At 62.4% G+C, this 20871-nt stretch carries 18 protein-coding genes; 15 read left to right on the top strand and 3 right to left on the bottom strand.

Going from position 1 to position 20871, the window contains the following annotated elements; genetic code table 11:
- Positions 1–131: 131 nt before the first annotated feature.
- Both EWM57_RS08085 and EWM57_RS08080 read right to left on the bottom strand, forming a co-directional pair.
- Entirely contained in the window at positions 132–821 is a 690-nt protein-coding gene (locus EWM57_RS08085) for a CDP-alcohol phosphatidyltransferase family protein (protein ID WP_129920628.1), read from the bottom strand.
- An 8-nt stretch (positions 822–829) separates the two neighbouring features.
- A complete protein-coding gene (locus tag EWM57_RS08080; protein ID WP_129920627.1) occupies positions 830–1477 on the bottom strand; it encodes an MBL fold metallo-hydrolase in 648 nt (215 codons plus the stop codon).
- Positions 1478–1687: 210 nt separating this feature from the next.
- Between EWM57_RS08080 and EWM57_RS08075 the strand changes: the two genes are divergently transcribed.
- From EWM57_RS08075 to ccsA, 8 genes are all read left to right on the top strand, one after another.
- Complete coding sequence (locus EWM57_RS08075; protein ID WP_129920626.1) at positions 1688–2782, top strand: NAD(P)/FAD-dependent oxidoreductase; 1095 nt, start codon at positions 1688–1690, stop codon at positions 2780–2782.
- 24 nt (positions 2783–2806) lie between these two features.
- Positions 2807–6037, top strand: coding sequence for a PD40 domain-containing protein (locus EWM57_RS08070; protein WP_129920625.1), 3231 nt, complete (start codon positions 2807–2809; stop codon positions 6035–6037).
- A 113-nt stretch (positions 6038–6150) separates the two neighbouring features.
- Positions 6151–7671, top strand: a complete 1521-nt coding sequence (locus EWM57_RS08065; protein ID WP_129920624.1) for a T9SS type A sorting domain-containing protein — start codon at positions 6151–6153, stop codon at positions 7669–7671.
- 199 nt (positions 7672–7870) lie between these two features.
- Positions 7871–8512, top strand: coding sequence for a heme exporter protein CcmB (locus EWM57_RS08060; RefSeq protein ID WP_129920637.1), 642 nt, complete (start codon positions 7871–7873; stop codon positions 8510–8512).
- Between the two features lie 28 nt (positions 8513–8540).
- Positions 8541–9212, top strand: coding sequence for a cytochrome c biogenesis protein (locus EWM57_RS08055; RefSeq protein ID WP_129920623.1), 672 nt, complete (start codon positions 8541–8543; stop codon positions 9210–9212).
- The gene (locus tag EWM57_RS08050; protein ID WP_317128168.1) at positions 9205–9435 is read left to right on the top strand and encodes a CcmD family protein; all 231 of its coding nucleotides are present in this window, start codon (positions 9205–9207) and stop codon (positions 9433–9435) included. Before EWM57_RS08055 ends, EWM57_RS08050 begins: the two co-directional genes overlap by 8 nt.
- Positions 9436–9586: 151 nt before the next feature.
- A complete protein-coding gene (locus EWM57_RS08045; RefSeq protein WP_129920621.1) occupies positions 9587–10012 on the top strand; it encodes a cytochrome c maturation protein CcmE domain-containing protein in 426 nt (141 codons plus the stop codon).
- A 96-nt stretch (positions 10013–10108) separates the two neighbouring features.
- Complete coding sequence (gene ccsA / locus EWM57_RS08040) at positions 10109–12706, top strand: cytochrome c biogenesis protein CcsA (RefSeq protein ID WP_129920620.1); 2598 nt, start codon at positions 10109–10111, stop codon at positions 12704–12706.
- 370 nt (positions 12707–13076) lie between these two features.
- On the opposite strand, the gene EWM57_RS08035 is transcribed toward ccsA, so the two are convergent.
- On the bottom strand, positions 13077–15764 hold the full coding sequence (locus EWM57_RS08035; RefSeq protein WP_129920619.1) for a T9SS-dependent choice-of-anchor J family protein: 2688 nt from the start codon (positions 15762–15764) through the stop codon (positions 13077–13079).
- A gap of 199 nt (positions 15765–15963) precedes the next feature.
- Here EWM57_RS08035 and EWM57_RS08030 point away from each other — a divergent pair, with 199 nt between their 5' ends.
- The 7 genes from EWM57_RS08030 to EWM57_RS08000 all read left to right on the top strand — a co-directional run bounded on the left by EWM57_RS08030 (position 15964) and on the right by EWM57_RS08000 (position 20841).
- The gene (locus EWM57_RS08030; protein ID WP_129920618.1) at positions 15964–16797 is read left to right on the top strand and encodes a Rossmann-like and DUF2520 domain-containing protein; all 834 of its coding nucleotides are present in this window, start codon (positions 15964–15966) and stop codon (positions 16795–16797) included.
- Between the two features lie 59 nt (positions 16798–16856).
- Entirely contained in the window at positions 16857–17189 is a 333-nt protein-coding gene (locus tag EWM57_RS08025; RefSeq protein WP_129920617.1) for a 2Fe-2S iron-sulfur cluster-binding protein, read from the top strand.
- Between the two features lie 99 nt (positions 17190–17288).
- Positions 17289–17528: a Fe-S cluster assembly protein IscX gene (gene iscX / locus EWM57_RS08020; RefSeq protein WP_129920616.1), complete on the top strand. Its 240-nt coding sequence runs from the start codon at positions 17289–17291 to the stop codon at positions 17526–17528.
- Positions 17529–17669: 141 nt separating this feature from the next.
- Entirely contained in the window at positions 17670–18173 is a 504-nt protein-coding gene (locus tag EWM57_RS08015) for a KdsC family phosphatase (RefSeq protein ID WP_129920615.1), read from the top strand.
- Positions 18174–18299: 126 nt separating this feature from the next.
- Positions 18300–18494, top strand: coding sequence for a cold-shock protein (locus EWM57_RS08010; RefSeq protein ID WP_073112714.1), 195 nt, complete (start codon positions 18300–18302; stop codon positions 18492–18494).
- Between the two features lie 127 nt (positions 18495–18621).
- Positions 18622–19527 (top strand): geranylgeranylglycerol-phosphate geranylgeranyltransferase, encoded by a 906-nt coding sequence (locus EWM57_RS08005; protein ID WP_129920614.1) that lies wholly within the window; start codon positions 18622–18624, stop codon positions 19525–19527.
- Between the two features lie 102 nt (positions 19528–19629).
- Positions 19630–20841, top strand: coding sequence for a BamA/TamA family outer membrane protein (locus tag EWM57_RS08000; RefSeq protein ID WP_129920613.1), 1212 nt, complete (start codon positions 19630–19632; stop codon positions 20839–20841).
- Positions 20842–20871: the final 30 nt, after the last annotated feature.

Genomic DNA, 20871 nt, shown 5'->3' with positions numbered 1-20871 from the left:
TTTCGTTGCCGTTGGACGGAAGGAAGGGGAACAGTGGCTCTGCAACACGCAGGCGCCGGAAGCGGTTCACCTGCCGGCCGGGTACTTAACTACCGAAACGGGGAAATATTGTGGACTTTCTATTCAAAAGATTAGCCAAAAGCAGGACGCACCACCGACAGCAGCACGTACAGCAACACGATGAGCGGGATGGCCGCGGCTCCCAGTACCAGCAGCAGCGCCACGGCCAACAGCAGAAATACGAAGCGCAGGGAGTTGTCGGTCCACGACAGGTTTTTAAACTTCAGGGCGAAGAGCGGGATTTCCGCCACCAGCAGCCCCGACAGCAGCAGCGTGAGGCCCAGCAGCACCCAGGGATTCAGAATGGCCGAGGTCAGGTTGAACGTGTCGTGGGCCAGAATCAGCGGCAGCGACGCCACCACCAGGGTGCAGGCCGGCGTAGGCAAGCCGATAAACGAGTCGGTCTGCCGGGTGTCGTTGTTGAACTTGGCCAGGCGCAGGGCCGAAAATACCGTCACAATAAACGCCGCGTACGGCAGCCAGGTCGGCATCCCGGCCGTGGACTGGCCCAGCAGGTGGTAGAGAATAGCACCCGGCACCACCCCGAACGAAACCATGTCGGCCAGGGAGTCCAGGTCCTTGCCGATGGGGGAGGAGGCGTGCAGGGCCCGGGCCAGCAGGCCGTCGGCAAAGTCGAAGGCGGCGGCTAAGCCCACCAGGTAAGCAGCGGTTTCGAGGTGGCCGGCAAATACGTTGCACAAAGCCAAGCAGCCCGCAAACAGATTCAGACAGGTAACGGCGTTGGGAAGATGATTCTTCATGTAGGAAGCTAACGGACGCGCCTAGCGCAGAAAGGGGTTGTGCGCCGCTCGGCGCCAATGGTGGTTGCGGGGCCGTGGCCGGGGTACACCGTCACGGCGTCGGGCAGGGTGAGCAGCTGGGTGCGGATGCTGCTGATGAGCGTGGCGTGGTCGCCGCCGGGCAAGTCAGTACGGCCGATGCTGCCCTGGAATAGCACGTCGCCGCCGATAACGGTCTGGGTGGGCTCGTGGTAGAATACCACGTGGCCGGGGGCGTGGCCGGGGGCAAAGCGTACTTCAAGCTCGGTGTCGCCGAAGCGGACCGGCTCGCCGGGCGTCAGAAAACCCGTGGGCTCGGCGGGGGAGTAGTGCGCAAAGCCGTAGCTGGGCGCGTAGGCCGGCACGGCGCGCAGCGTGCCCAGGTCGGCCTCGTGAATCAGGAACGGCACTTTATAGGTGTCGAGAATAAACTGATTGCCGAAAACGTGGTCAATATGACAATGGGTATTGACCAACAGCACCACCTGCAGGCCCTGGTCGGCCACAAACTGGCGGAGGGCTTCCTGCTCGGCGCGGTCGTAGCAGCCGGGGTCCACGACTACGCACTGGCCGGTGGCGTCGTGGAGCAGGTAGGTGTTTTCGGAAAAGGCGTTGAAAGTAAACCCAGAAACGGTCATGCAGCAGATAAAATGGGGCCGGCGGGCGCCGGTCAGAATGGGTGGGTAAGTTACGAGTCTTGCCGTGAACATACGTGGCCCCGCGCGGGTAGTAGGGAAGGATACCGGCCCAGACGACCATTTTTCCGGGGCCGCCAGGACCGGCTCGGCGGCGCGGCGGCTCGTCCGGCCCCGGCCCGACTCTGCTTTTCCTCTTACCTTGCCCGCCACATGACCACTTACGATTACCTGATTGTCGGGCACGGCATTGCCGGCGCCACGCTGGCCTACGAACTGCGGCGGCGGGGCCGGCGGGTGCTGGTGCTCGACGCGCCCAACCCGCACTCGGCCTCCAACGTGGCGGCGGGCCTGATGAACCCGGTGGCCGGCAAGCGCTTTGCCCTGGCCTGGCGGGCCGATGAGCTGCTGCCCGCGGCCCGGGCGTTTTACCGGGAGCTGGAGGAGCGCTTTCAGCAGCAGTTTTTGTTTGAAGCGCCCATTCTGAAGCTGTTCTCGTCGGTGGCCGAGCAAAACACGATGCTGGCCCGCAGCGCCGACCATCCCTGGCAACACTACGTGGAAGAAATTAATCCGCGGGAAGCCCCGCCCGCCGGCGTCCGCCAAGATTTCGGGGGCGTCTGGGTGCGCGGCGGCGGGTACGTGGCGGTGAAGGAAGTGCTGGCCGCCCTGGCCGCCGAAGGCCGCCAAAACGGGTGGCTGCGGCACGAAACTTTTGACCCGCGGCAGCTTGTTGTCAGCCCGGCTGGCGTCACGTACGCGGGCGACGTGGGCGCGAGCCGCGTCGTGTTTTGCGAAGGCAGCGCCGCCGTGCAGAATCCTTATTTTAAGTGGCTTCCCATCACGCCCAACCAGGGTGAGGTGCTGGAAGTGCAGTGCAACGGGTTGTCGGAAGCGCAGGTGCTCAACAAGGGCGCCTACGTGGTGCCGCTGGGAGAAGGCCGGTTCAAGGTGGGCGCCACCTACCGCTGGCCGCCTTTTGCCGCCGGTACCACCGAGGAGGCCCGCACCGAGCTCAGCCAGCGCCTGGCCGCCCTCACCGATTTGCCGTTTACGGTAACCGGGCAGTGGGCCGGGGTGCGGCCCGCGGTGCGCGACCGGAAGCCCCTGCTCGGCACCCATCCGGAGCTGCCCGCGGTGAGCGTCTGCAACGGATTTGGGTCCACGGGGGTGATGCTGGCTCCCCGGCTGGCAGCGCACCTGGCCGACGCGCTGGAAGGCACGGCGGAATTGTGGCCCGAAGTCAATATTCTGCGGTATTATGCGTTATATGTAGCTGGTCGTGCGCTGGCCGGTAGTTCTCTCTGATTTTCCCTGCTTTTGGCCTTTTCTATGGAGCACGTATCCTTACTTCTGACGCGCCGCCTGCGGCAGCTGGCCCTACCGGCCCTGCTGCTGGCCGGCCTGCTGCCCCAAACGGCCCGGGCTCAGTCGGCCCAGGAGCCGTTCGGCCGGGTCCGCATTCAGTACAAGGACTTCGACTGGCAGATGCTCAGCACCCAGAACTTCAACTTCTACTACTACGCCGGGGGCGAAACCACGGCGCGGCGGGCGGCGGAGTACGCCGAAAAGGAGCTGCAGCGCGTCACGTCCCTGATTGGCTACTACCCGTACTCGAAAACCACCATCATGCTCTACAACTCCGTGGGCGACCTGCGGCAGAGCAACGTGGGCCTCGACGCGGACAAGTACCAGACCGGCGGCGAAACCTCGCTGGTGCGCATGAGCAAGGTGCAGATTGCCTTCCAGGGCCAGCAAACCGTGTTTAAGCGCGACCTGAGCGCCCAGATTACCCGCGTGCTGCTCAACGACATGATGTACGGCGGCTCGCTGAAGGAAGTCATCCAGAGCAGCTACCTGCTCCAGCTGCCCGAGTGGTTTATCAGTGGGGCCTCCGCCTACACGGCCGAGGGCTGGAGCGTGGAAATGGACAACTACATGCGCGACATGGTGCAGAAGGAGGAAAGCAACAAGGCTTCCCAGTTCTTTCTGCGCAATCCGCAGCTGGCCGGCCAGAGTTTGTGGAACTACATTGCGGAGCGCTACGGCTACACCACCATCCAGAATATCCTCAACCTGACGCGCATCACCCGCGACGTGGAAGTGGGCATCAGCAGTTCGCTGAACGTGCCCTACAAGGTGTTTCTGAAGGATTGGCTGGCCTATTACCGCCAGCTGAACGCCCAGCCCCAGACGGCCTACGTGCTGCCCGAGGAAAACCGCGCCCTGGTGCGGCACAACCGCAAGGGCATTCTGTACTCGCAGCCGGTGCTGAGCCCGAATGGGGCGCGCTTGGCCTACGTGAGCAACGAGCGGGGCCGCTACCGCGTTGTGGTGGCCAACCGCGACGGCTCGAAGCGGCACACCATTCACCGGGGCGGTTACAAAACCCCGGATCAGCAGGTAGAAACCCGCCTGCCGGCCCTGGCCTGGCGTAGCAACGGGCAGGTAGCCGTGGCCGAGGAATACAAGGGATTCATGAGCCTGCACCTGCGCGACGCCAGTGGCGGGCCCACCAACATGATTTCGCAGGTCGTCGACGCCATTTTCAACCGGGGCGCCTCCACCATCTTCAAGCCGTTTTCGCAAATCCTGGACTTGAGCTACTCGCCCGATGGCAAGTCGTTGGTATTTAGCGGGGTGCGCAACGGGCAAAATGACCTATACCTGCTGCGGGCCGGCAGCCGCACGCCCGAAAAGCTTACCAACGACGTGTTCGACGACGTGGAGCCTGCTTTCCTGCCCGGGGGCGGCGGCATCGTGTTCAGCTCCAACCGCTGGCTCGACTCGGCCGGCACGGCCAAGGGCAACTTTGCCAATGTGGTCAACAACTACGACCTGTTCATCTACCACCTCGACGGCCGCGCCCAGCCCGTGGAAACGCTGGTCAGCACCATTTCCAACGAAGGCCGTCCCCGGGTGCTGTCGGATGAGGAAGTGCTGTACCTGGGCGAGGAAAGCGGGGTGCGCAGCCTCTACAAGTATTCCCTGCGCACCAAGCAGAGCACGCCCGTCAGCACGTTTCTGCAAAACATCAACGACTACGATTACAACGCGGCTACCGGGGCGCTGGGCTTCGTGGCCGCCGACCGGGCCCGCAGCTTCGTGTATCTGTATCCGACTTACACCCTGCCCGAAAACGTGACGCTCTACAAGACCGCCCGGCAGGAGACCCTGGAAGACCGCTCAAAGGCTCCGGCGAAGCCCGCGGCGCCCAAGCCCGCGCCGGCCGTAACCGGGGAGCCGACCGACAATGCCCCGGCCCGGAACTCGGACAAAAACGACGGCTCCATCAACACCAACGACTACCAGTTCGAGGAAGACACGCCCACCCGGACGGCGCCCAAGCGCAAGCGTAGCGCAACGGTAGTGGCGCTGCCGACCACCCCGCCGGCCGATGCGTCGAGCATCAGCGGCCCGTATCGGTACGACAACCGCTTCAGCGTCGACAACGTGGTGTCGTCGTTGGCGGCCGACCCGATTCTGGGCGTGGGCATTGTGGCCCAGGCCAATATGTCGGACCTGTTTGAGAATCACCGGATCCAGGCGGGCATCTTCGCCCTCACCGACCTGCGCACCAGCAACATCACGGCCCAGTATACCAACCTGGTGCACCGCTACGACTGGAGCATCGGCTACCAGAAGCAGGCCTACTTCTTCACCACCGACGGCGGCTTCCGCCTGCGCTTCGGCCGGCACGAGGTGTCGCCCACCATTGCCTACCCGCTCACCCACAACCTGAGCGTGCGCGGCGGGCCGCGGTTTGTGAACGTGTCGCGCACGGTGCTCGACGAGTTTACCAATACCTTCGACGTAAACCGCAACTACGCGGGTGTGAGCGGCGAAATCGTGTTCGACAACGCCATTGCCACCGGGGTGAACATGATGGAGGGCACCCGCATGAAAATCGGGATGCTCAAGCTCAACAACCTCGATGAGGGCCACCAGAACTTTGGCAAGCTCTACGTCGACATCCGTCATTACCAGAAGCTGCACCGCCAGATTGTGTGGGCCAACCGCGCCAGCTACGGGCAGTTCTTCGGCGACGCCAGCCAGACTTTCCGCCTCGGCGGCATGGACAACTGGCTCAACGCCCGCTACGAGGACGGCTACCAGCTCCCGGCCGACCCCACGCAGATGTTCTACCAGCAGTTTGTGACCAACCTGCGGGGCTTCAACTACAGCAAGCGCACGGGCCCGAAATACGTGCTGTTCAACTCTGAGCTGCGCGTGCCCATCGTGCAGTACCTGTCGCGCAAGCCGATTTACTCGGGCTTCTTCCGCAACCTGCAGCTCACGGCCTTCGGCGACGCTGGCTCGGCCTACTCGGGTCCGAACCCGTTCAACGAGAACAACTCCTTCAACACCCAGATTACCGGCGGCAACGGCAACGCCTTCAGCGCCACGGTCGTCAACTTCCGCAACCCTATGCTGCTGGGCTATGGCTTCGGGTTGCGCACCACCCTGCTGGGCTTCTACGGCAAGGCCGACGTGGCCTGGGGCCAGGAAGACTACGTGGAGAAGGGCCCCAAATTCTACTTCACCCTGGGCTACGACTTCTAGGTCAGAAGCTCCGCCCACGCTCAGCAAAGCCGCCCGGGACAGCCTGGGCGGCTTTTTTGTATTTTTAGCAATACCTTTCCCAGGCTTCAGCTTTCCACTCCACCTGCTTTGCTATGAAAAAACTTCTCCTCCTGTTGCTGCTCCTCGCTGCCGGCCTGCGCCCCGGCTACGCCCAGTATCAGACGCCCGGCACCGGCCGCCACTGGAACCTGACCCAGCTGGCCGCCGCCTCCGGGGGCTACGTCACCGGCGGGGCCGGCGTGTTCCAGGTCAACGACACGATTCGGCTGGCCGCCACCGACACGCTCGACATCAGCACCAACGCCACCATTCGCATGGCCTCGCTGGCCTTGTTCTACGTCGACGGCGTGCTGCTGGTGCACCCGCGCGACTCGGTGAAAGTAACCGCCATTGACCCGGCCAATCCGTTTCACAGCTTCTGGTTTTCGGCCACCAGCAACGGCTCCCGCCTGCGCCGGACGGTGGTCGAGTACGGCGGCGGCATCAAGGTCGTGGACGCCAGCCTGATCCTGGACAGCTGCGTGGTGCGCTACCAGGTGTCGCGCATCGGCACCAAGTCGACTAACAGCGGGGCCATCAACCTGTCGGGGGGCACGCCGAGCATCACCAACTGCCGCCTCTACGGCAATGCCCGCTCGGCCATTCTGAGCCCGGCCAACCGACCTACCTCGCCTATCATTCGCAACAACCTGTTTGCCTTTAACGACACCGAAAATGCCAACTACCCCCAAATCAACCTCGGCGTGGGTGGCCCGACGCCCATCATCATCCAGGGCAACGTGGTGGTGGGCCGCTACGACATGGCCGGGGGCGTGAGCGTGTCGAACCTGCTGGGCAGCTCGGCCGTGACACAGGTGCAGATCCGGCGCAACGTGATTCGCAACAACCGCTACGGCATTGCCATTATCGGCAGCAGCATCAACAGCTTCATCACCCAGAACGTGGTGGAAAACAACAACATCAACCCCAACGCCCAGACCGGCGGCAGCGGCCTGAACTTCCAGGGCGGCCAGACTCAGACCGGGGTGGTGTCGCGCAATATTATCCGCGGCAACCTCTACGGCGTGACCATGCTGCGCTCGGCGGCGGCCTCGCCCGGCCCGCGGGTGAGCTTCGGCAACCTGGCCAGCACTGACTCCACCGACGTGGGCCGCAACACGCTGACCGGCAACGGCAACGGCGGGCAGGTCTACGACTTCTACAACAACACCCCGGACGCCTTCAGCGCCGAAAATAACAACTGGGGCTCTACCTCGGCCGCCGTTATCGAAACCCACATCTACCACCAACCCGACAACGCCGCCCTGGGCCTGGTCGACTTCCAGCCTTTCCTCACGCCGGTCGTGACGCGCACGGCGGCGGCGCAGCCGCTGGCAGCCGCCGCGTACCCCAACCCGGTGGCCTCCCAGCTCACGTTTGAACTGCCCGCTACTGCCCAGGCCGTAACCCTGCAGGTGCTGGACCTGACGGGCCGGGTGGTGGCCGTCCAGCCGGTGCAGCCCGTACAGGGCCGCTTCACTTGGTCGGTGGCCGGCCTGGCCCCCGGCCTCTACACCTACCGCCTCACCCAAGACCGGGCGGTGGCTACCGGTAAGTTTGTGGTGGCCCGCTAGCGCAATTACATCCTGAAAAGCCTATAAAAGGCCCGGCACGCAGCGTGTCGGGCTTTTTGCATGAATAGGGTAAGCAGGGGCGGCGCGGACTGTGGAATAATGACGGGCAGTGCAGCCCATCCGGGAGTTGGGTTGTATCTTTGCGGCCTTGTTCACCAATTGCGCTGCTGTGCTGCTCTTCCGCGAGATTTGGTATTTGATTCAGAAGGACTTCCGCCTGGAATGGCGGCAGCGCGCGGCCCTCAACGGCATGCTGCTCTACGTGGGCAGCACGGTGTTCGTCTGCTACCTGAGCTTTGCCCTGCGCGGTGGTGAATTGCCCGTCCCGGCCTGGAATGCGCTGTTCTGGATTATCCTGCTCTTCACGGCCGTGAATGCCGTAGCCAAGGGCTTTTTGCAGGAAAGTCGGGGCCGGCTGCTCTACTACTACACGCTGGTACGGCCCCAGGCCGTAATTCTGGCCAAAATCATCTACAACGCCCTGCTGCTGCTGGGTTTGGCGCTGGTGGGCTTCGGGGTGTACGCCATGGTGCTCGGCAACCCCGTCCAGAACAGTCTGCTGTTTGTGGGCAACGTCGCCCTAGGAGCTCTGGGCTTCGCCACCACCCTCACGCTCGTGTCGGGCATTGCGGCCAAGGCCACCAACAGCAGTACTCTGATGGCCGTGCTGGGCTTCCCGCTGATGATTCCGATGCTGCTGCTGCTGATTAAAGTATCCAAAAATGCCCTGGATGGTTTGGAGATGGAAGCCAGCCGCAGCTCCCTGCTCACGCTGGTGGCCCTGAACATGATTGTGGTGGCCGTGTCGTACCTGCTGTTTCCTTTTCTGTGGCGCAGCTAAGCCGCGCTGATATTTCAAGTTGTACCCGATGAAAAAAAACTGGTGGAAGGCGCTGACGGTCGTGCTGCTGCTCTACGTGGCGGTGGCGGGGCTGCTGATGCCGGTACCGCGGCTGGCCATTCTCAATGAAACCATCCGCAACCTGTATTTCCACGTGCCGATGTGGTTCGGCATGACCTTCATCCTGGTGGCCTCAGTGGTGTACTCCGTCCGCTACCTGCGCAACCCTTCCGTGGAGCTCGATATCCGCTCCCACGAGGCGGCCCGCACCGGCATTCTGATGGGCTGCGTGGGTTTGGCCACGGGCAGCATCTGGGCCAAATACACCTGGGGCACGTGGTGGACCAACGACCCCAAGCTCAACGGCGCGGCCATTGCCATGCTCATCTACGGGGCTTACTTGGTGTTGCGCTCCTCCTTCACCGACGAGCAGCAGCGGGCCCGGGTGTCGGCCATCTACAACATCTTCGCCTTCGCCACGGCCATGCCGCTGTTCTACATCCTGCCCCGGCTGACCGACTCGCTCCACCCCGGCGCGGGCGGCAACCCGGCCTTCGCCCGCTACGACCTCGACAACGACATGCGGCTCGTGTTTTACCCCGCCGTGATTGGCTGGACCCTGCTGGCCTTCTGGCTGGCGCAGGTGGCCAGCCGCATTGCCTTGCTCAAACAAAAAGTATATGAGAAACAGCTTGTCTAAGCTCCGTCCGGCCTTTTTGCTGCTCCTGGCCCTGCTGCTGCCCGTTGTGCACGCCGCCGCCCAGTCGGCCGCCGACACGCCCGAAATGGCCGACGCTCTGCGCCACGACGGCAAGATCTACGTGGTCGTGGCCGTCATCACGGTGGTGCTGGCCGGCCTGCTGGCATTGCTCGTGTCCCTGGACCGGAAAGTGAGCCGCCTCGAGCGGGAACTGAAAGACTAGGGCGCAACTGCTGCCGGCCACCTGATTATTCTCATGGCCGGTTTGCACCCAGCGCAGTTAATTGCAAAATGTCTCCGGCCCGACGGATTTTTCGGGGCTAATTGGTTGTTCAACAAAGCCGCCCGAGGTGGAGCGGTGCCGTGGAAGCATCATGAAAAAATCACACATTCTTGCCATTGCCGTCATTGCCGTAGCCATCGGCATCATCATGAGTACGGTGGGCGACGCCAGCGTGTACGTCTCGTTCCGCGAAGCCCGGGAGCGGGCCGCCGAGGGCAACCTGACCAAGGTGCACGTGGTGGGCCGCCTGCCCCGCGACGGGCAGAAAAACATCATGGGCCTGGAGTACAACCCGACCCTGGACCCCAACTACTTCGCCTTTACGCTGGTCGACACCAACCGTATTGCCCAGCGCGTCATCTTCTTCAACCCCAAGCCCCAGGACTTCGACAAGTCGGAGCAGGTGGTCATCACCGGGGCCATGCGCAACGACGTGTTCGTGGCCGACAAGATTCTGCTCAAGTGCCCTTCCAAGTACGTGGAGAAGGACATCAAGGGCGCTACCGCTTCGCGGTAATTATGAATTCTGAGTTATGCATTCTGAATTGGTCGGGCTTGCGCCGGCCGGTTTGCAATCCATAATTCAGAATTCAGAATTCATAATTCTGACAACATGCTCAACACTTTCATCGGCGACGCCGGGCACCTGAGTGTCATTCTGGCCTTCGTGGCGGCCACGGTGGCGGCGTACTCCTACTTCATGGCCAGCAAGGGCCGGGCCCTGGGCGACACCGACGCCGGCTGGCTGCGGCTGGCCCGGGGGGCGTTTTTCGTGCACTCGGCGGCCGTGGTGGCCATCATCCTGTGCCTGTTCAACATCATCTACGAGCACCGGTACGAGTACTACTACGCCTGGAGCCACTCCAGCAACCACCTGCCGGTGCATTACATGATTTCCTGCTTCTGGGAAGGGCAGGAGGGTTCCTTCCTGCTCTGGATCTTCTGGCACGTGGTCATTGGCCTGGCCATCATGCGCTTCAACCGCAAGTGGGAAGCCCCGGTTATGGCCGTGTTTTCCTTCGTGCAGCTGTTTCTGACCTCGATGATTCTGGGCGTGGTCATCTTCAACGTGAAGATTGGATCCTCGCCGTTTATCCTGCTGCGCGACTTTCTCACGGATCTGCCCGTCTTCAAGCTCAACCCCAACTTCGTGCCCAAGGACGGCACCGGCCTGAACGCCCTGCTGCAGAACTACTGGATGGTAATTCACCCGCCCACGCTGTTCCTGGGCTTTGCCCTCACGCTGGTGCCCTTCGCCTTCGCCATTGCCGGCCTCTGGAAGCGGGAACTGACGACCTGGGTGAAGCCGGCCTTGCCCTGGTCCTTGTTCGGCGGCCTCATCCTGGGCGTGGGCATTGTAATGGGTGCTTACTGGGCCTACGAAACGCTGAACTTCGGCGGCTACTGGAACTGGGACCCGGTCGAAAACGCAGTGTACAGTCCCTGGCTGGTGCTGGTGGCCTCGGTGCACGGCCTGGTGCTGTGGCAGCGCAGCCGCACGGCTTTGCGCACTTCTTTCGTGCTGGTCATTGCCACCTTCCTGCTCATTCTCTACGCTACCTTCCTCACCCGCTCGGGCGTGCTGGGCAACGCCTCCGTACACTCCTTCACCGACCTGGGCTTGTCGGGTCAGCTGCTGATTTACCTCGGCGCCTTCGTGGTGCTGGCCATTGGGCTGCTGGTGAGCCGCTGGAAGGACATTCCGGTGTCGGAAAAGGAGCTGACGACCTACAGCCCCGAGCTGTGGGTGTTTATCGGCGCCACGGTGCTCTGCCTGGGCGCGTTCCAGGTATTGTTCACGACCAGCATTCCGGTCTACAACGCTTTCTTGGGCTTTATCGGCATCAAGTCGAACCTGGCGTTGCCCGCCGACCAGATTGCCCACTACACCAAAATCCAGCTGTGGATGGGCGTGTTCGTGGCTTTCCTCTCGGGCCTGGCCCAAATCATGTGGTGGCAGCGCAACGACAAGGAAACCCTGACCAACTCGCTCACCGTGCCCGGCATCCTGACCTTGCTCGGCGCGGCCCTCGTGATTCTGCTTGTGCGCTATAACAAGCTCACCATGAGCCCGGCCTACATTGCCCTGCTCACCACGGCCTTGTTTGGGGTGCTGGCTAACCTGGGCATGATCTTCACCCTGCTCAAGCGCCGCGTGGCTCTCTCGGGCGGGGCGGTGGCCCACGTCGGCATTGCCCTGATGCTGCTTGGTATTCTGGCCTCGGCCGGCTATTCCAACATCATTTCCAAGAACGTGTCGGGCATGGTCTACTCCAAGGAGTTCACCGAGGAGCTGAACCGGGACAACGTGCTGCTCTGGCGCAACGAAATGGCGCCCATGGACGGCTACGACATCAGCTACACCGGCCAGTACTTCGACGTGCCCGGCGTACCCGAGTACGTCAACAAAGAAGTTCTCTTCCGCACCGACGACGAGTACAAAGCCCTGGCCCGCTCCGACATCAAGTTCGGCGACAAGCTCTACTACAAGGCCGGCGACACGGTCGAAATTCTGCCCGAAAACACCTATTACCGCGTCGAGTACAAGGACCGCAAGTCCGGGGAAGCCTTCACGCTCTACCCGCGGGCCCAGGTCAACGAGGAAATGGGCGGCCTGCTGGCTTCCCCCGACATCAAGAAGTTCCTGGGCCATGATATCTACTCCCACATCAGCTCCGTGCCCGACCCGAGCAAGGAAAAAGACTGGAGTGAGGTCAAGGAGCACGTGCTCAGCGTCGGCGACACGATTTACCTGAATGACTACTTCGCCGTGTTCCGCAACGTGGAGCCCGCCCACGAAACGGCCGGCCTGGGCCTGACCAAAGGTGACATTGCCATCCAAGCCGACTTTGTGGTATCGGGGGAGAAAAAGCAGTACCACGTGCACCCCGTGTTCGTGGTCCGCAACCGCCTCATCGGCCGCGTGCCGGATGAGGTGGAGGACCTGGGCCTGCGCCTGAGCTTCGTCAACGTGGACCCCACGAACAAGAAGTTTACCTTCGGCGTGAGCACCACCCAGAAGGACTACATCATCCTGAAGGCCACCGAGAAGCCATTTATCAACCTGCTTTGGAGCGGCACGCTGCTCATGGCGCTGGGCTTCGGTATGGCCATTGCCAAGCACCGCCGCGAGGCGAGGCGCGCCCCCCAGGCCGCCACTCCGGTTGTGAAAAAGCCGAGAGTCAGCCGCCAACCCGCGCCGATTGCCTAAGCTTGCCTGAGGCGCTCTTCAAAAAAAGCCCGAACCAGCCTGGTTCGGGCATTTTGCTGCTCAACAGTGGCCAACTACAGCTCCAAGTGGCAGAGTCGCGGCGCCTAGCTGCGACCCCGCACCTTGTAGCCGCAACCTTGCACCTTGTAGCCGCGGCTTTAGATCCTTCAGCTGCTGCCCCGTTAGCCGCGACCTTGCACCTTTTCGGCGCGAGACTTCACCTCGAAGCTGCGGCCTCGCGCTTCTGAGCCGCGCGGTGGGGTTAAATACGCTATTACCAGCATTGATCAGGGTCGGGCTGTTTTCTTTAAAGGGCACAAAAAAAGGGCAGCCAAGTGGCTGCCCTTTTCAGTGCGGAGGAGTTCAGAAATTACTTCTGAATCACCAGCTGACGGATCGAGAAGTCGTTGCCCGACTTCACTTTCAGCGTGTACAGACCAGCGGCCAGGTTCGAGAGGTCCATCTTGTTGGGAGCGTTGTCGCTAACCATTTCCGAGTGAACGCGCTGACCCAGGGCGTTGATTACTTCCACCTGCATGGCACCTTTGGCGTTAGCGCCGCGGATTTCCAGGGTTACTACGCCCGTCGATGGGTTCGGGAACACGCTGATGGCGCGGTCCAGAGCAGCCGACGTGCCGGTTACCTGAGCAATGCTGATGTCGTCAACGTAGAGGTTGAACTGGTCGGCGTCGCTGTAGGCGTGGAAACCAATGAACACGTTGCCGTTGGCCGTAGGCGTGATGGCGTTAACCTGACCAGCACCGGTACCAGCCACCGTCGTAGCGTAAGTGCTGCTGGTGATGTTGGCGTTCTGGAAGATGGTCGTGGTCATGCCGGCTGGCGTAGCGGTAGCACCGTGCTTCACTTCCAGCTTCTCGGGGAAGCCGAAGGCGCGGTACTTGAACTGCAGCTGGTAGCGGCTGCCGGCGCGCAGGAACAAGGCCGGGGTGAAGAACCAGTCGTCAGCGGCGCTGGCGGCGTTGTAGGAGTAGCGCATCGAGTTAGCACCCGAAGCTGGGTTGCTGGCTACTACCTGCCAGGTCTTGGCGTCGTTGTTGACGTCCAGAACCGTAATGCCGCAGGGCAGGGCCCCGGCAGCTACGCCGTCGAAGCTCTCCGTGTACGGGAAGGCCGTGATGATTGGCGCTACGCAAGACGTCGAGAAGCTGAACGGACCAACCAGGGTGCTCTGATCAGGAGCCACGCAGTTGGTGCGGATGTAGAACTGGTAGGTCGTCGACGAGTTCAGGCCGGTGATGGTGAACGGCGAGCTGGTAGCCGTTACCGACGTGCCGCCCGTAGCAGGGTTGAAGCCCGTAGCCCCGTAGATAACGGTGTAGTTGGTTGCGTTGCTTGGGCCCGTGAAGGTGATGGTAGCCGAGTTGGCAGTCGTGCCGGTTACGGTCACGGCCGTTGGAGGCGTGCAGCTGGCAGGAGCGGCCGTGATGGCCTCAATCATCAGCGTGCCCAGGTTGCCGGCAACTTGGTCGACCGGAGCGCCACCAGCCAGCGGAATGCTGTAGGTAGCCAGCGGACGGCTTGGGTTTTCGGTCTGGTAGCCTACTGGGAAGTAGCCCGTAGCGTTGGCCGTCTGAGCCAGACCCACGTAGAAGTCACCAGCGGCAATGGCAGCCGGGGTGGTGAAGTTGAAGACGTGGTCCGTGTTCAGGTCAGCGGTGGTTACCACGTAGTTGGCCGACTGGCCGATGATGGTGCCGGCAGCGTCGGTTACCACGCCGTAAACGGTGCGGCCTACGCTGTTAGCATCTTCCAGACGTACGGTTACGCCCGTAGCGGTGCGCGGAGCGTTGGTGTTGTAGCGCACGGCCAGAATGCCGGAGCCGGTGTTGAAGCCAATGCCGCTCGTGGCCGAAGCCGGAGCTACGCCTGGCTGAGCGTAGGCAAACGTGGTCGTGTTGACCAGCTGCTGATACGTGCTGACGTTGTTGAGGGTGTTATCGTCGCCGGCCAGGGTTACCGTTACGGCCTGCGAGGTCGCCGTGGTAGGCGTATAGGGGTCGAAGGTAACGGTGGCCGAAGCACCTACAGCCAGCGAAGCAATGGTCTTGGTGCTGGAGTAGGCGTTAGGTGCGGGCGTGGTGGCCGTCACGCCCACGTTGGTCAGGGCGTTCAAGCCCACGTTCCGGATAACCGCCTGGATGGTGTGCGGTACGGCAATTGGAATGGGCAGTTTGCCCAGGGTGTAGATGGCCTGAACGGCAGCATCGTTGTTGGCAGCAGGCGAGAAGCGGTACGTGCGGCCGGCATCGGGGCGCACGGTGCTGCGGATGTTGTGGGCGTTGCCTACGCCGGTGGTGTAGTCACCTGCCAGCGGGGTAGCCGTCGACCAGGCACCGGTGGAGCCTTTGGTCCACAGCACGAGCTGGCCAGCGCCGCTGCCCGAGCCCTTAATGCCTACGTTTACGTATTTGAAGGCGTCCGGACCAGCACCAGCTGCGCCGGTGTTGTAGACGAACTCCACGCGGTTGGTGGTTTCGTAGAGCTTCACCTGGAAGGCGAAGGCGTCGTACTGGGTGCCAATGGTGTTGGCTTTGTCCTTCACGTTCTTCCACTGGATAGTGCAGACCCGGTTCGGAGCCGTACCCGTGGTGATGGTGCGGAACTCAGCTGGAGCAGCCGTAGCGTCGGTGAGGTCCACGTTGAAGGGCAGCAGCAGGTTGTTCTGACCGGCAGCCTGGATAGGGCCAGCGGTGAAATCCTGCGGGCCAGCCGAGAAGTACGGCGCTACCGGAGCTACCGTGCCCAGCTTCAGATAGCCGTTGGTGTTAAGCACGAAGTCGGTGAAAGCCGTGCCGTTGAAGCTGAACGAGAAGCCAATGGGCGTGGCAGCCGAGTTGGCGTCGTCGTTGTTTGGGGTGGCAATAACGGTACCCGTCGTGCCGAGGTCGGTGTACGTGCCCGCCAGGTTTTGAGCGCCGCCGAGGCCGTAGTTCAGCGTTTGGGCCTGGGCTGCCGTGGCTCCGGTAGCCAGCAGGGCTGCCAGGGCCAGTTGCCGCCAGCGTTGTGCCGAACGACCCGTAGTGTACGAGTTTGTCATAAAGTAAGGGTGTTGTGATGAAAAAAGGTGGAATGAAAAACGTTGAAAAACGGAGGGAAACTGCGGAAGCCAATAATCCTGATTTCTTACCAAGGCTTCGCGAGTACAAGGTGCTAAATTTCCCGGAAAAAAAAACCTTGTTGAGGTAACTTCTATCTCGACCTAGTACCTTTCATCCTCTCTTTAGTCCTTATTATTTATGGCCGCAGATTCTTCCTCGCTGCGCATCGGGCTGCTGGGAGCGGGTCGGGTTGCCTCCCACCTCGGCCCGGCCCTCTGGCGGGCGGGGCACCACGTGGCCTGGGTCTGGAACCGGACTCCGGCCGGCGCCGCCACCCTGGCTGACCAGATTCCCGGCGCCGTGGCCGCTACCGGCCCCGACCTGAAGCTCTTACCGCCCGTCGACCTGTACATCGTAGCCGTGCCCGACGCAGCCGTAGCGGCGGTGCTGGCTGCGGCCGCGCTGCCCGCCGGGGCGCTGGTCGTGCACACGGCCGGGGCGCTGCCGCTGAGCGTATTCGATGGCTTTGCTAATCTGCGGGGCGGGGTGTTTTACCCGCTGCAAACCTTCAGCCCCGGCCGTGCCATCGACTGGACGACGGTGCCGCTGTGCGTGGAGGCGGGTGCGGCCACCGATGAGGCAACGCTGCTGGCGCTGGCCCGCAGCCTGAGCAAAACGGTGTTTACGGTAGCCACGCCCCAGCGACAGGCGCTGCACGTGGCGGCCGTTTTTGCCAGCAACTTCACTAATCACCTGCTGGGCATCAGCCACGCCCTGACCCAGCAGGCTCGCGTACCCTTTGAGCTGCTGCACCCGCTGATTCGGGAAACGGTGGAAAAAGCTCTGCACCACCCGCCCTTCGGCGTGCAGACCGGCCCCGCCGTGCGCCACGACTCGGCTACGCTTGACTTTCACCGGGCGGCGCTGGCCCCGCACCCGGGGTGGCTGACGGTATATAATGAGTTGACGGCTAGTATCCAGGCGCAAAATCCGGGGGCGGGGGCAAACAACGGGGAGCCTTCGCAGCTTTGATTCGGAAACCGGGGTGCGTACCTTCGTGCCCGCATTTTGCCTTCCCAAGCACCTCCATTGTGAAAGTCGTTAACATCACCTTTAAATTCCAGGACGGCCAGCCCGAGCAGACGCACGTTGCGGCGCAGGGCGAGTCGGTACTGGACGTCGCGCTCAACAATGGCATCCAGCTGCAGCACAACTGCGGCGGCGTCTGCGGCTGCAGCACCTGCCACGTCTATGTGATGCAGGGCGAGAATGATCTGCCCGAAATCAGCGACAAAGAGGAAGACTTCATCGACCGGGCCGTGAATCCGCGCATCAACTCCCGCCTGGGTTGCCAATGCGTGGTGCAGGGCGGCAGCGAAGACCTGGTCATTATGATTCCTCCCCAGGAGTTTCTGGGGCACTAACCTTTCCGTTGCCCGTTCCGAGGGGCCGGTTGCCAGTCCACTTCGACTGCCCAACCGCCAACCTGCAACGGGTAATGCTCAACTCTGAACCGAAAAAATATGGCCCATTTCGAGCCCCCGATCCAGTGGAATGATCATGAAGACATTGCCATGGCTCTCTACGAGAAGTTTGGTGACGAATTTGGCGAGGCCAAAATCTACCGTATCCGCTTCACCGAATTGCTGGACTGGATTATGAGTCTGCCCAACTTCGCCGGCACCCGGGAGCAGTCCAACGAAGGCCACCTGGAGCAGATCCAGGCTAAGTGGGTGTACGAGTGGCGCGACAACCAGAAATAAGCCGCGCCCGCTGGTCGGCTTTCCGTCGGCACGCTGCTTTGTAAGTAAACCTGTTGGCGCCGCCCGGACTTCATTTCGGGGCGGCGTTTTTTCCTGTCGGCGCAGCCCGGCGCCCGCCTTTTCTGTTTCCCTTTGCCCGTTATGAGTTCACCCGCTATGGCCCCCGACTTATCCGTTATCAAAGCCTTCGTTCTGGACGTTGACGGGGTGCTGACCGACGGCACGCTGCTGGCTTTCAACTCCGGGGAGCAGGCCCGGGCTTTCCACATCCGCGACGGCTACGCCATCCGGCACGCGCTGCGGCGCGGCTACCGCATCGTGGTCATCTCGGGCCGGGAAGAGGAAGGGGTGCGCAAGCGCCTGGAGTCGCTCGACGTGCACGACATCTTTTTGGGCGTCGACGACAAAATGAAGATCTTCAACAATTACATCAACACCTACCGCCTCGACCCGGCCCACATTGCCTACATGGGCGACGACATGCCCGACATTGAGGTGATGCGGCGCTGCGCCGTGGCGGCCTGCCCCGCCGATGCTGCCGCCGACGTGCACCAAATCAGCAACTACGTGGCGACCCTACCCGGCGGCCGCGGGGCGGTGCGCGAGCTGATTGAGGCCGTCATGAAGCTCCAGCAAACTTGGTAGGGGCGGCGCAGATAACCGCCGCTGCTTCACCGTTTTGACCGGTCGGGTGGGGGCAAAACCGGATTGTGGTTTTCTAAAATCCCTTTATATTTACCCAATCATCCATTCATTCTTTTTTTTCTTTTCATGAAAACAGGAACCGTAAAATTCTTTAATGAGTCGAAGGGCTACGGCTTCATTACTGATGACACGACGAAGGAAGACTTCTTCGTGCACGTTACCGGCCTTAACGGGGGCCAGATCCAACAAAATGACCGCGTGGAGTTTGAAACGCAGGAAGGCCGCAAGGGCGTGAATGCAGTTAACGTGAAGAAAGTGTAGGTTTTCCTACCCAGGTTATTATAGCTTGTCAGAAAGCCTCTCCGCCTGGAGGGGCTTTCTTTTTGCCGGGGTGGGGTGCTTGCCAGCCCCGGACTGCCCATCTTTGTGCCCGCCTTTTCGAGTCATCATGCTGCCTGCCGCCTCTTCCGCCGCTGCCCCTGCGCCCGGTCCGCCTGCCGAACCGGGCCGGCTGGCGGCCCTGATGCAACTCGTGCGCCTGCCCAACCTGCTCATCATGGCCCTGAGCCTGGCTCTGGTGCGGGCCTGCCTGCTCGATTCGGCGCTGGTCAGCGGACGGTTTGCGCTGCTGGCGCTGGCGGCGCTGAGCATTGCGGCGGCCGGCTACGTTATCAACGACTACTACGACGTCAAGATTGACGCCATCAACCGGCCCACCCGGCTGGTGGTGGGGCGGGTGGTCAACCGCCGCCGGGCTATGCTGGCCCACCTGCTGCTTTCGGGCCTGGGCGTGCTCATTGCCGGGGCATTGTCGCCGCTGCTGGGGCTGGTCAATCTGGGCTCGGCTCTGCTGCTGTGGGGGTACTCGGCCCGGTTCAAGCGCCTGGCGCTGGTCGGCAACTTGAGCATTGCCACGCTCACGGCCGCGCTGGTATTGCTGCCCGAACTGCAGCTGCGCACCGGCCAGCCCACCGTGTGGGGCTACGCGCTGGCGGCCTTTCTGCTGACCGTGGTGCGCGAAATCGTGAAAGACGTGGAGGATATGCGCGGCGACGCGGAGCACGACTGTCGCACGTTGCCCATCGTGTGGGGCGTGGCCCGGACGAAGTGGGTGGCCGCGTTTTTTCTGCTGGGGCTGCTCGGGTTCGTCATCGGGGCGGCCGTGCGGGCCGGGCAGCAGCAGCACTGGCTGCTCAGTGGCTGGTTGCTGCTGACCGTGGTGGGCCCGCTGCTGGGGCTAGGGCGGCAGCTGGCCCGCGCCGACCGCCGCCGCGACTTTGCCCGCCTCAGCGCCTGGTGCAAGTGGATCATGCTGGCCGGGGTGCTGTCGATGACGTTGGTGGGAGTGGGCTAAAACCGTAAGCCCAACGGTTGCGTTAGCATATATCGCCGCCGCAATGGCCGGACCGTGGGTCCGCTGGGCGGCGAGCCGTATTTCCTGCCCAACCTCCCTTCTATGCGCTTCATGTACCCCCTGCTGGCCGCCGGTCTGCTGACCTCCGTGGCCCGTGCCCAGTCCGTTCCTGCCACCCCCGACGCGGCCCCGACTTCGGTGCCCGCCCCCACCATCCCCGGCCGGGCCGCGGCCGACGATGATGACGGCCGCCGGGACAAGAAGCCCAACTTCATTCCGGTGCCCATTGCCTTTTACCAGCAGGAAACCGGTTTTGCCGGCGGCATTGCTATTCTGCCCGTGTGGCGCTTCGGCACCGACACCACCGTACGCAAATCGAATGCCCGCCTGATCAGCTGGATTTCGCAGAAAAAGCAGACGACGGTGCAGCTCACCCACAACATCTACACGCCGGAGGAGAAATTCTTCCTTTCCGGGGAGCTGAGCTACTACGATCTGGCCTTCAACTACTACGGCATCGGCAACAATACCGTCAAGCGCGACGAGGTTACGATTCAGTATCCGCTGGTTGTGTTCGACGAAAAAGTGCTCAAAATCGTGGCGCCTGACCTGTTTGTGGGGCTACGCTACCGGCTCACGAGCCTGGGTAAGGTCAAGCTCAAGGACGGCGGCGAGGCCGGCAACCCCGACAACGTGTACTACCGGCTGCCCCAGGACCAGCGCGACGGCGGCATCAGCTCCGGCGTGGGCCCGGCCCTGCTCTACGACGGCCGCGACAACCAGCTGGCCACCTACACCGGCAACTTCGTGGATGCGCACGTGCTCTTCAATGGCTCGGGCCTGGGCAGCGACTACAAGTTTACCCGCTACCAGCTCGACGCCCGCCACTTCAACCCGTTGTTTGGCTCGAACAACACCATTTTCGCGGCGCAGTTCATGGGCCAGTACCATTCCGGTAATGTGCCGTTTCGGGAGCTGGGCGGCATGGGCGCCACGCTCGGCGGGGCCGCTTACAACAACGCCTACCTGATGCGCGGCATCTACGAGGCGCGCTTCCGCAACCGGCAGTTTACCACCGTGCAGGCCGAAATCCGGCAGAAGCTGTTCTGGCGCATCGATGGGGCCGTGTTCGGCGCCCTGGGCCAGGTGGGCTACAACCTTTCCGACTACAAGTTCAAAGACACGAAAGTGGCGGCCGGCTTCGGTGGCCGCTTCCGCTTCAACCGCCGCGACCGGCTCAACATCCGTCTCGACTACGGCGTGGGCTCGGGCGGCAACTCGGGTATCATCTTCGCCGTCGGCGAAGCCTTCTAAAGCGGAACGCAGGTAATCAGAAAAGCCCTT

The sequence above is a fragment of the Hymenobacter persicinus genome (genome assembly GCF_004167665.1).
In the GTDB taxonomy this organism is placed as follows: Bacteria; Bacteroidota; Bacteroidia; order Cytophagales; family Hymenobacteraceae; genus Hymenobacter; species Hymenobacter persicinus.
The sequence above is the reverse complement of the archived record's forward strand: the minus strand, read 5'-3'. Positions and strand labels throughout refer to the sequence as shown.

Excerpts from the sequence above, each read along its gene's own strand:
- EWM57_RS08005 (WP_129920614.1), top strand. The coding sequence starts at position 18,622 with ATGCTGCCTGCCGCCTCTTCCGCCGCTGCCCCTGCGCCCGGTCCGCCT.
- EWM57_RS08070 (WP_129920625.1), top strand. The coding sequence starts at position 2,807 with ATGGAGCACGTATCCTTACTTCTGACGCGCCGCCTGCGGCAGCTGGCC.
- EWM57_RS08065 (WP_129920624.1), top strand. The coding sequence starts at position 6,151 with ATGAAAAAACTTCTCCTCCTGTTGCTGCTCCTCGCTGCCGGCCTGCGC.
- EWM57_RS08030 (WP_129920618.1), top strand. The coding sequence starts at position 15,964 with ATGGCCGCAGATTCTTCCTCGCTGCGCATCGGGCTGCTGGGAGCGGGT.
- EWM57_RS08000 (WP_129920613.1), top strand. The coding sequence starts at position 19,630 with ATGCGCTTCATGTACCCCCTGCTGGCCGCCGGTCTGCTGACCTCCGTG.
- ccsA (WP_129920620.1), top strand. The coding sequence starts at position 10,109 with ATGCTCAACACTTTCATCGGCGACGCCGGGCACCTGAGTGTCATTCTG.
- EWM57_RS08080 (WP_129920627.1), bottom strand. The coding sequence starts at position 1,477 with ATGACCGTTTCTGGGTTTACTTTCAACGCCTTTTCCGAAAACACCTAC.
- EWM57_RS08015 (WP_129920615.1), top strand. The coding sequence starts at position 17,670 with ATGAGTTCACCCGCTATGGCCCCCGACTTATCCGTTATCAAAGCCTTC.
- EWM57_RS08055 (WP_129920623.1), top strand. The coding sequence starts at position 8,541 with ATGAAAAAAAACTGGTGGAAGGCGCTGACGGTCGTGCTGCTGCTCTAC.
- EWM57_RS08045 (WP_129920621.1), top strand. The coding sequence starts at position 9,587 with ATGAAAAAATCACACATTCTTGCCATTGCCGTCATTGCCGTAGCCATC.
- EWM57_RS08035 (WP_129920619.1), bottom strand. The coding sequence starts at position 15,764 with ATGACAAACTCGTACACTACGGGTCGTTCGGCACAACGCTGGCGGCAA.
- iscX (WP_129920616.1), top strand. The coding sequence starts at position 17,289 with ATGGCCCATTTCGAGCCCCCGATCCAGTGGAATGATCATGAAGACATT.
- EWM57_RS08010 (WP_073112714.1), top strand. The coding sequence starts at position 18,300 with ATGAAAACAGGAACCGTAAAATTCTTTAATGAGTCGAAGGGCTACGGC.
- EWM57_RS08075 (WP_129920626.1), top strand. The coding sequence starts at position 1,688 with ATGACCACTTACGATTACCTGATTGTCGGGCACGGCATTGCCGGCGCC.
- EWM57_RS08085 (WP_129920628.1), bottom strand. The coding sequence starts at position 821 with ATGAAGAATCATCTTCCCAACGCCGTTACCTGTCTGAATCTGTTTGCG.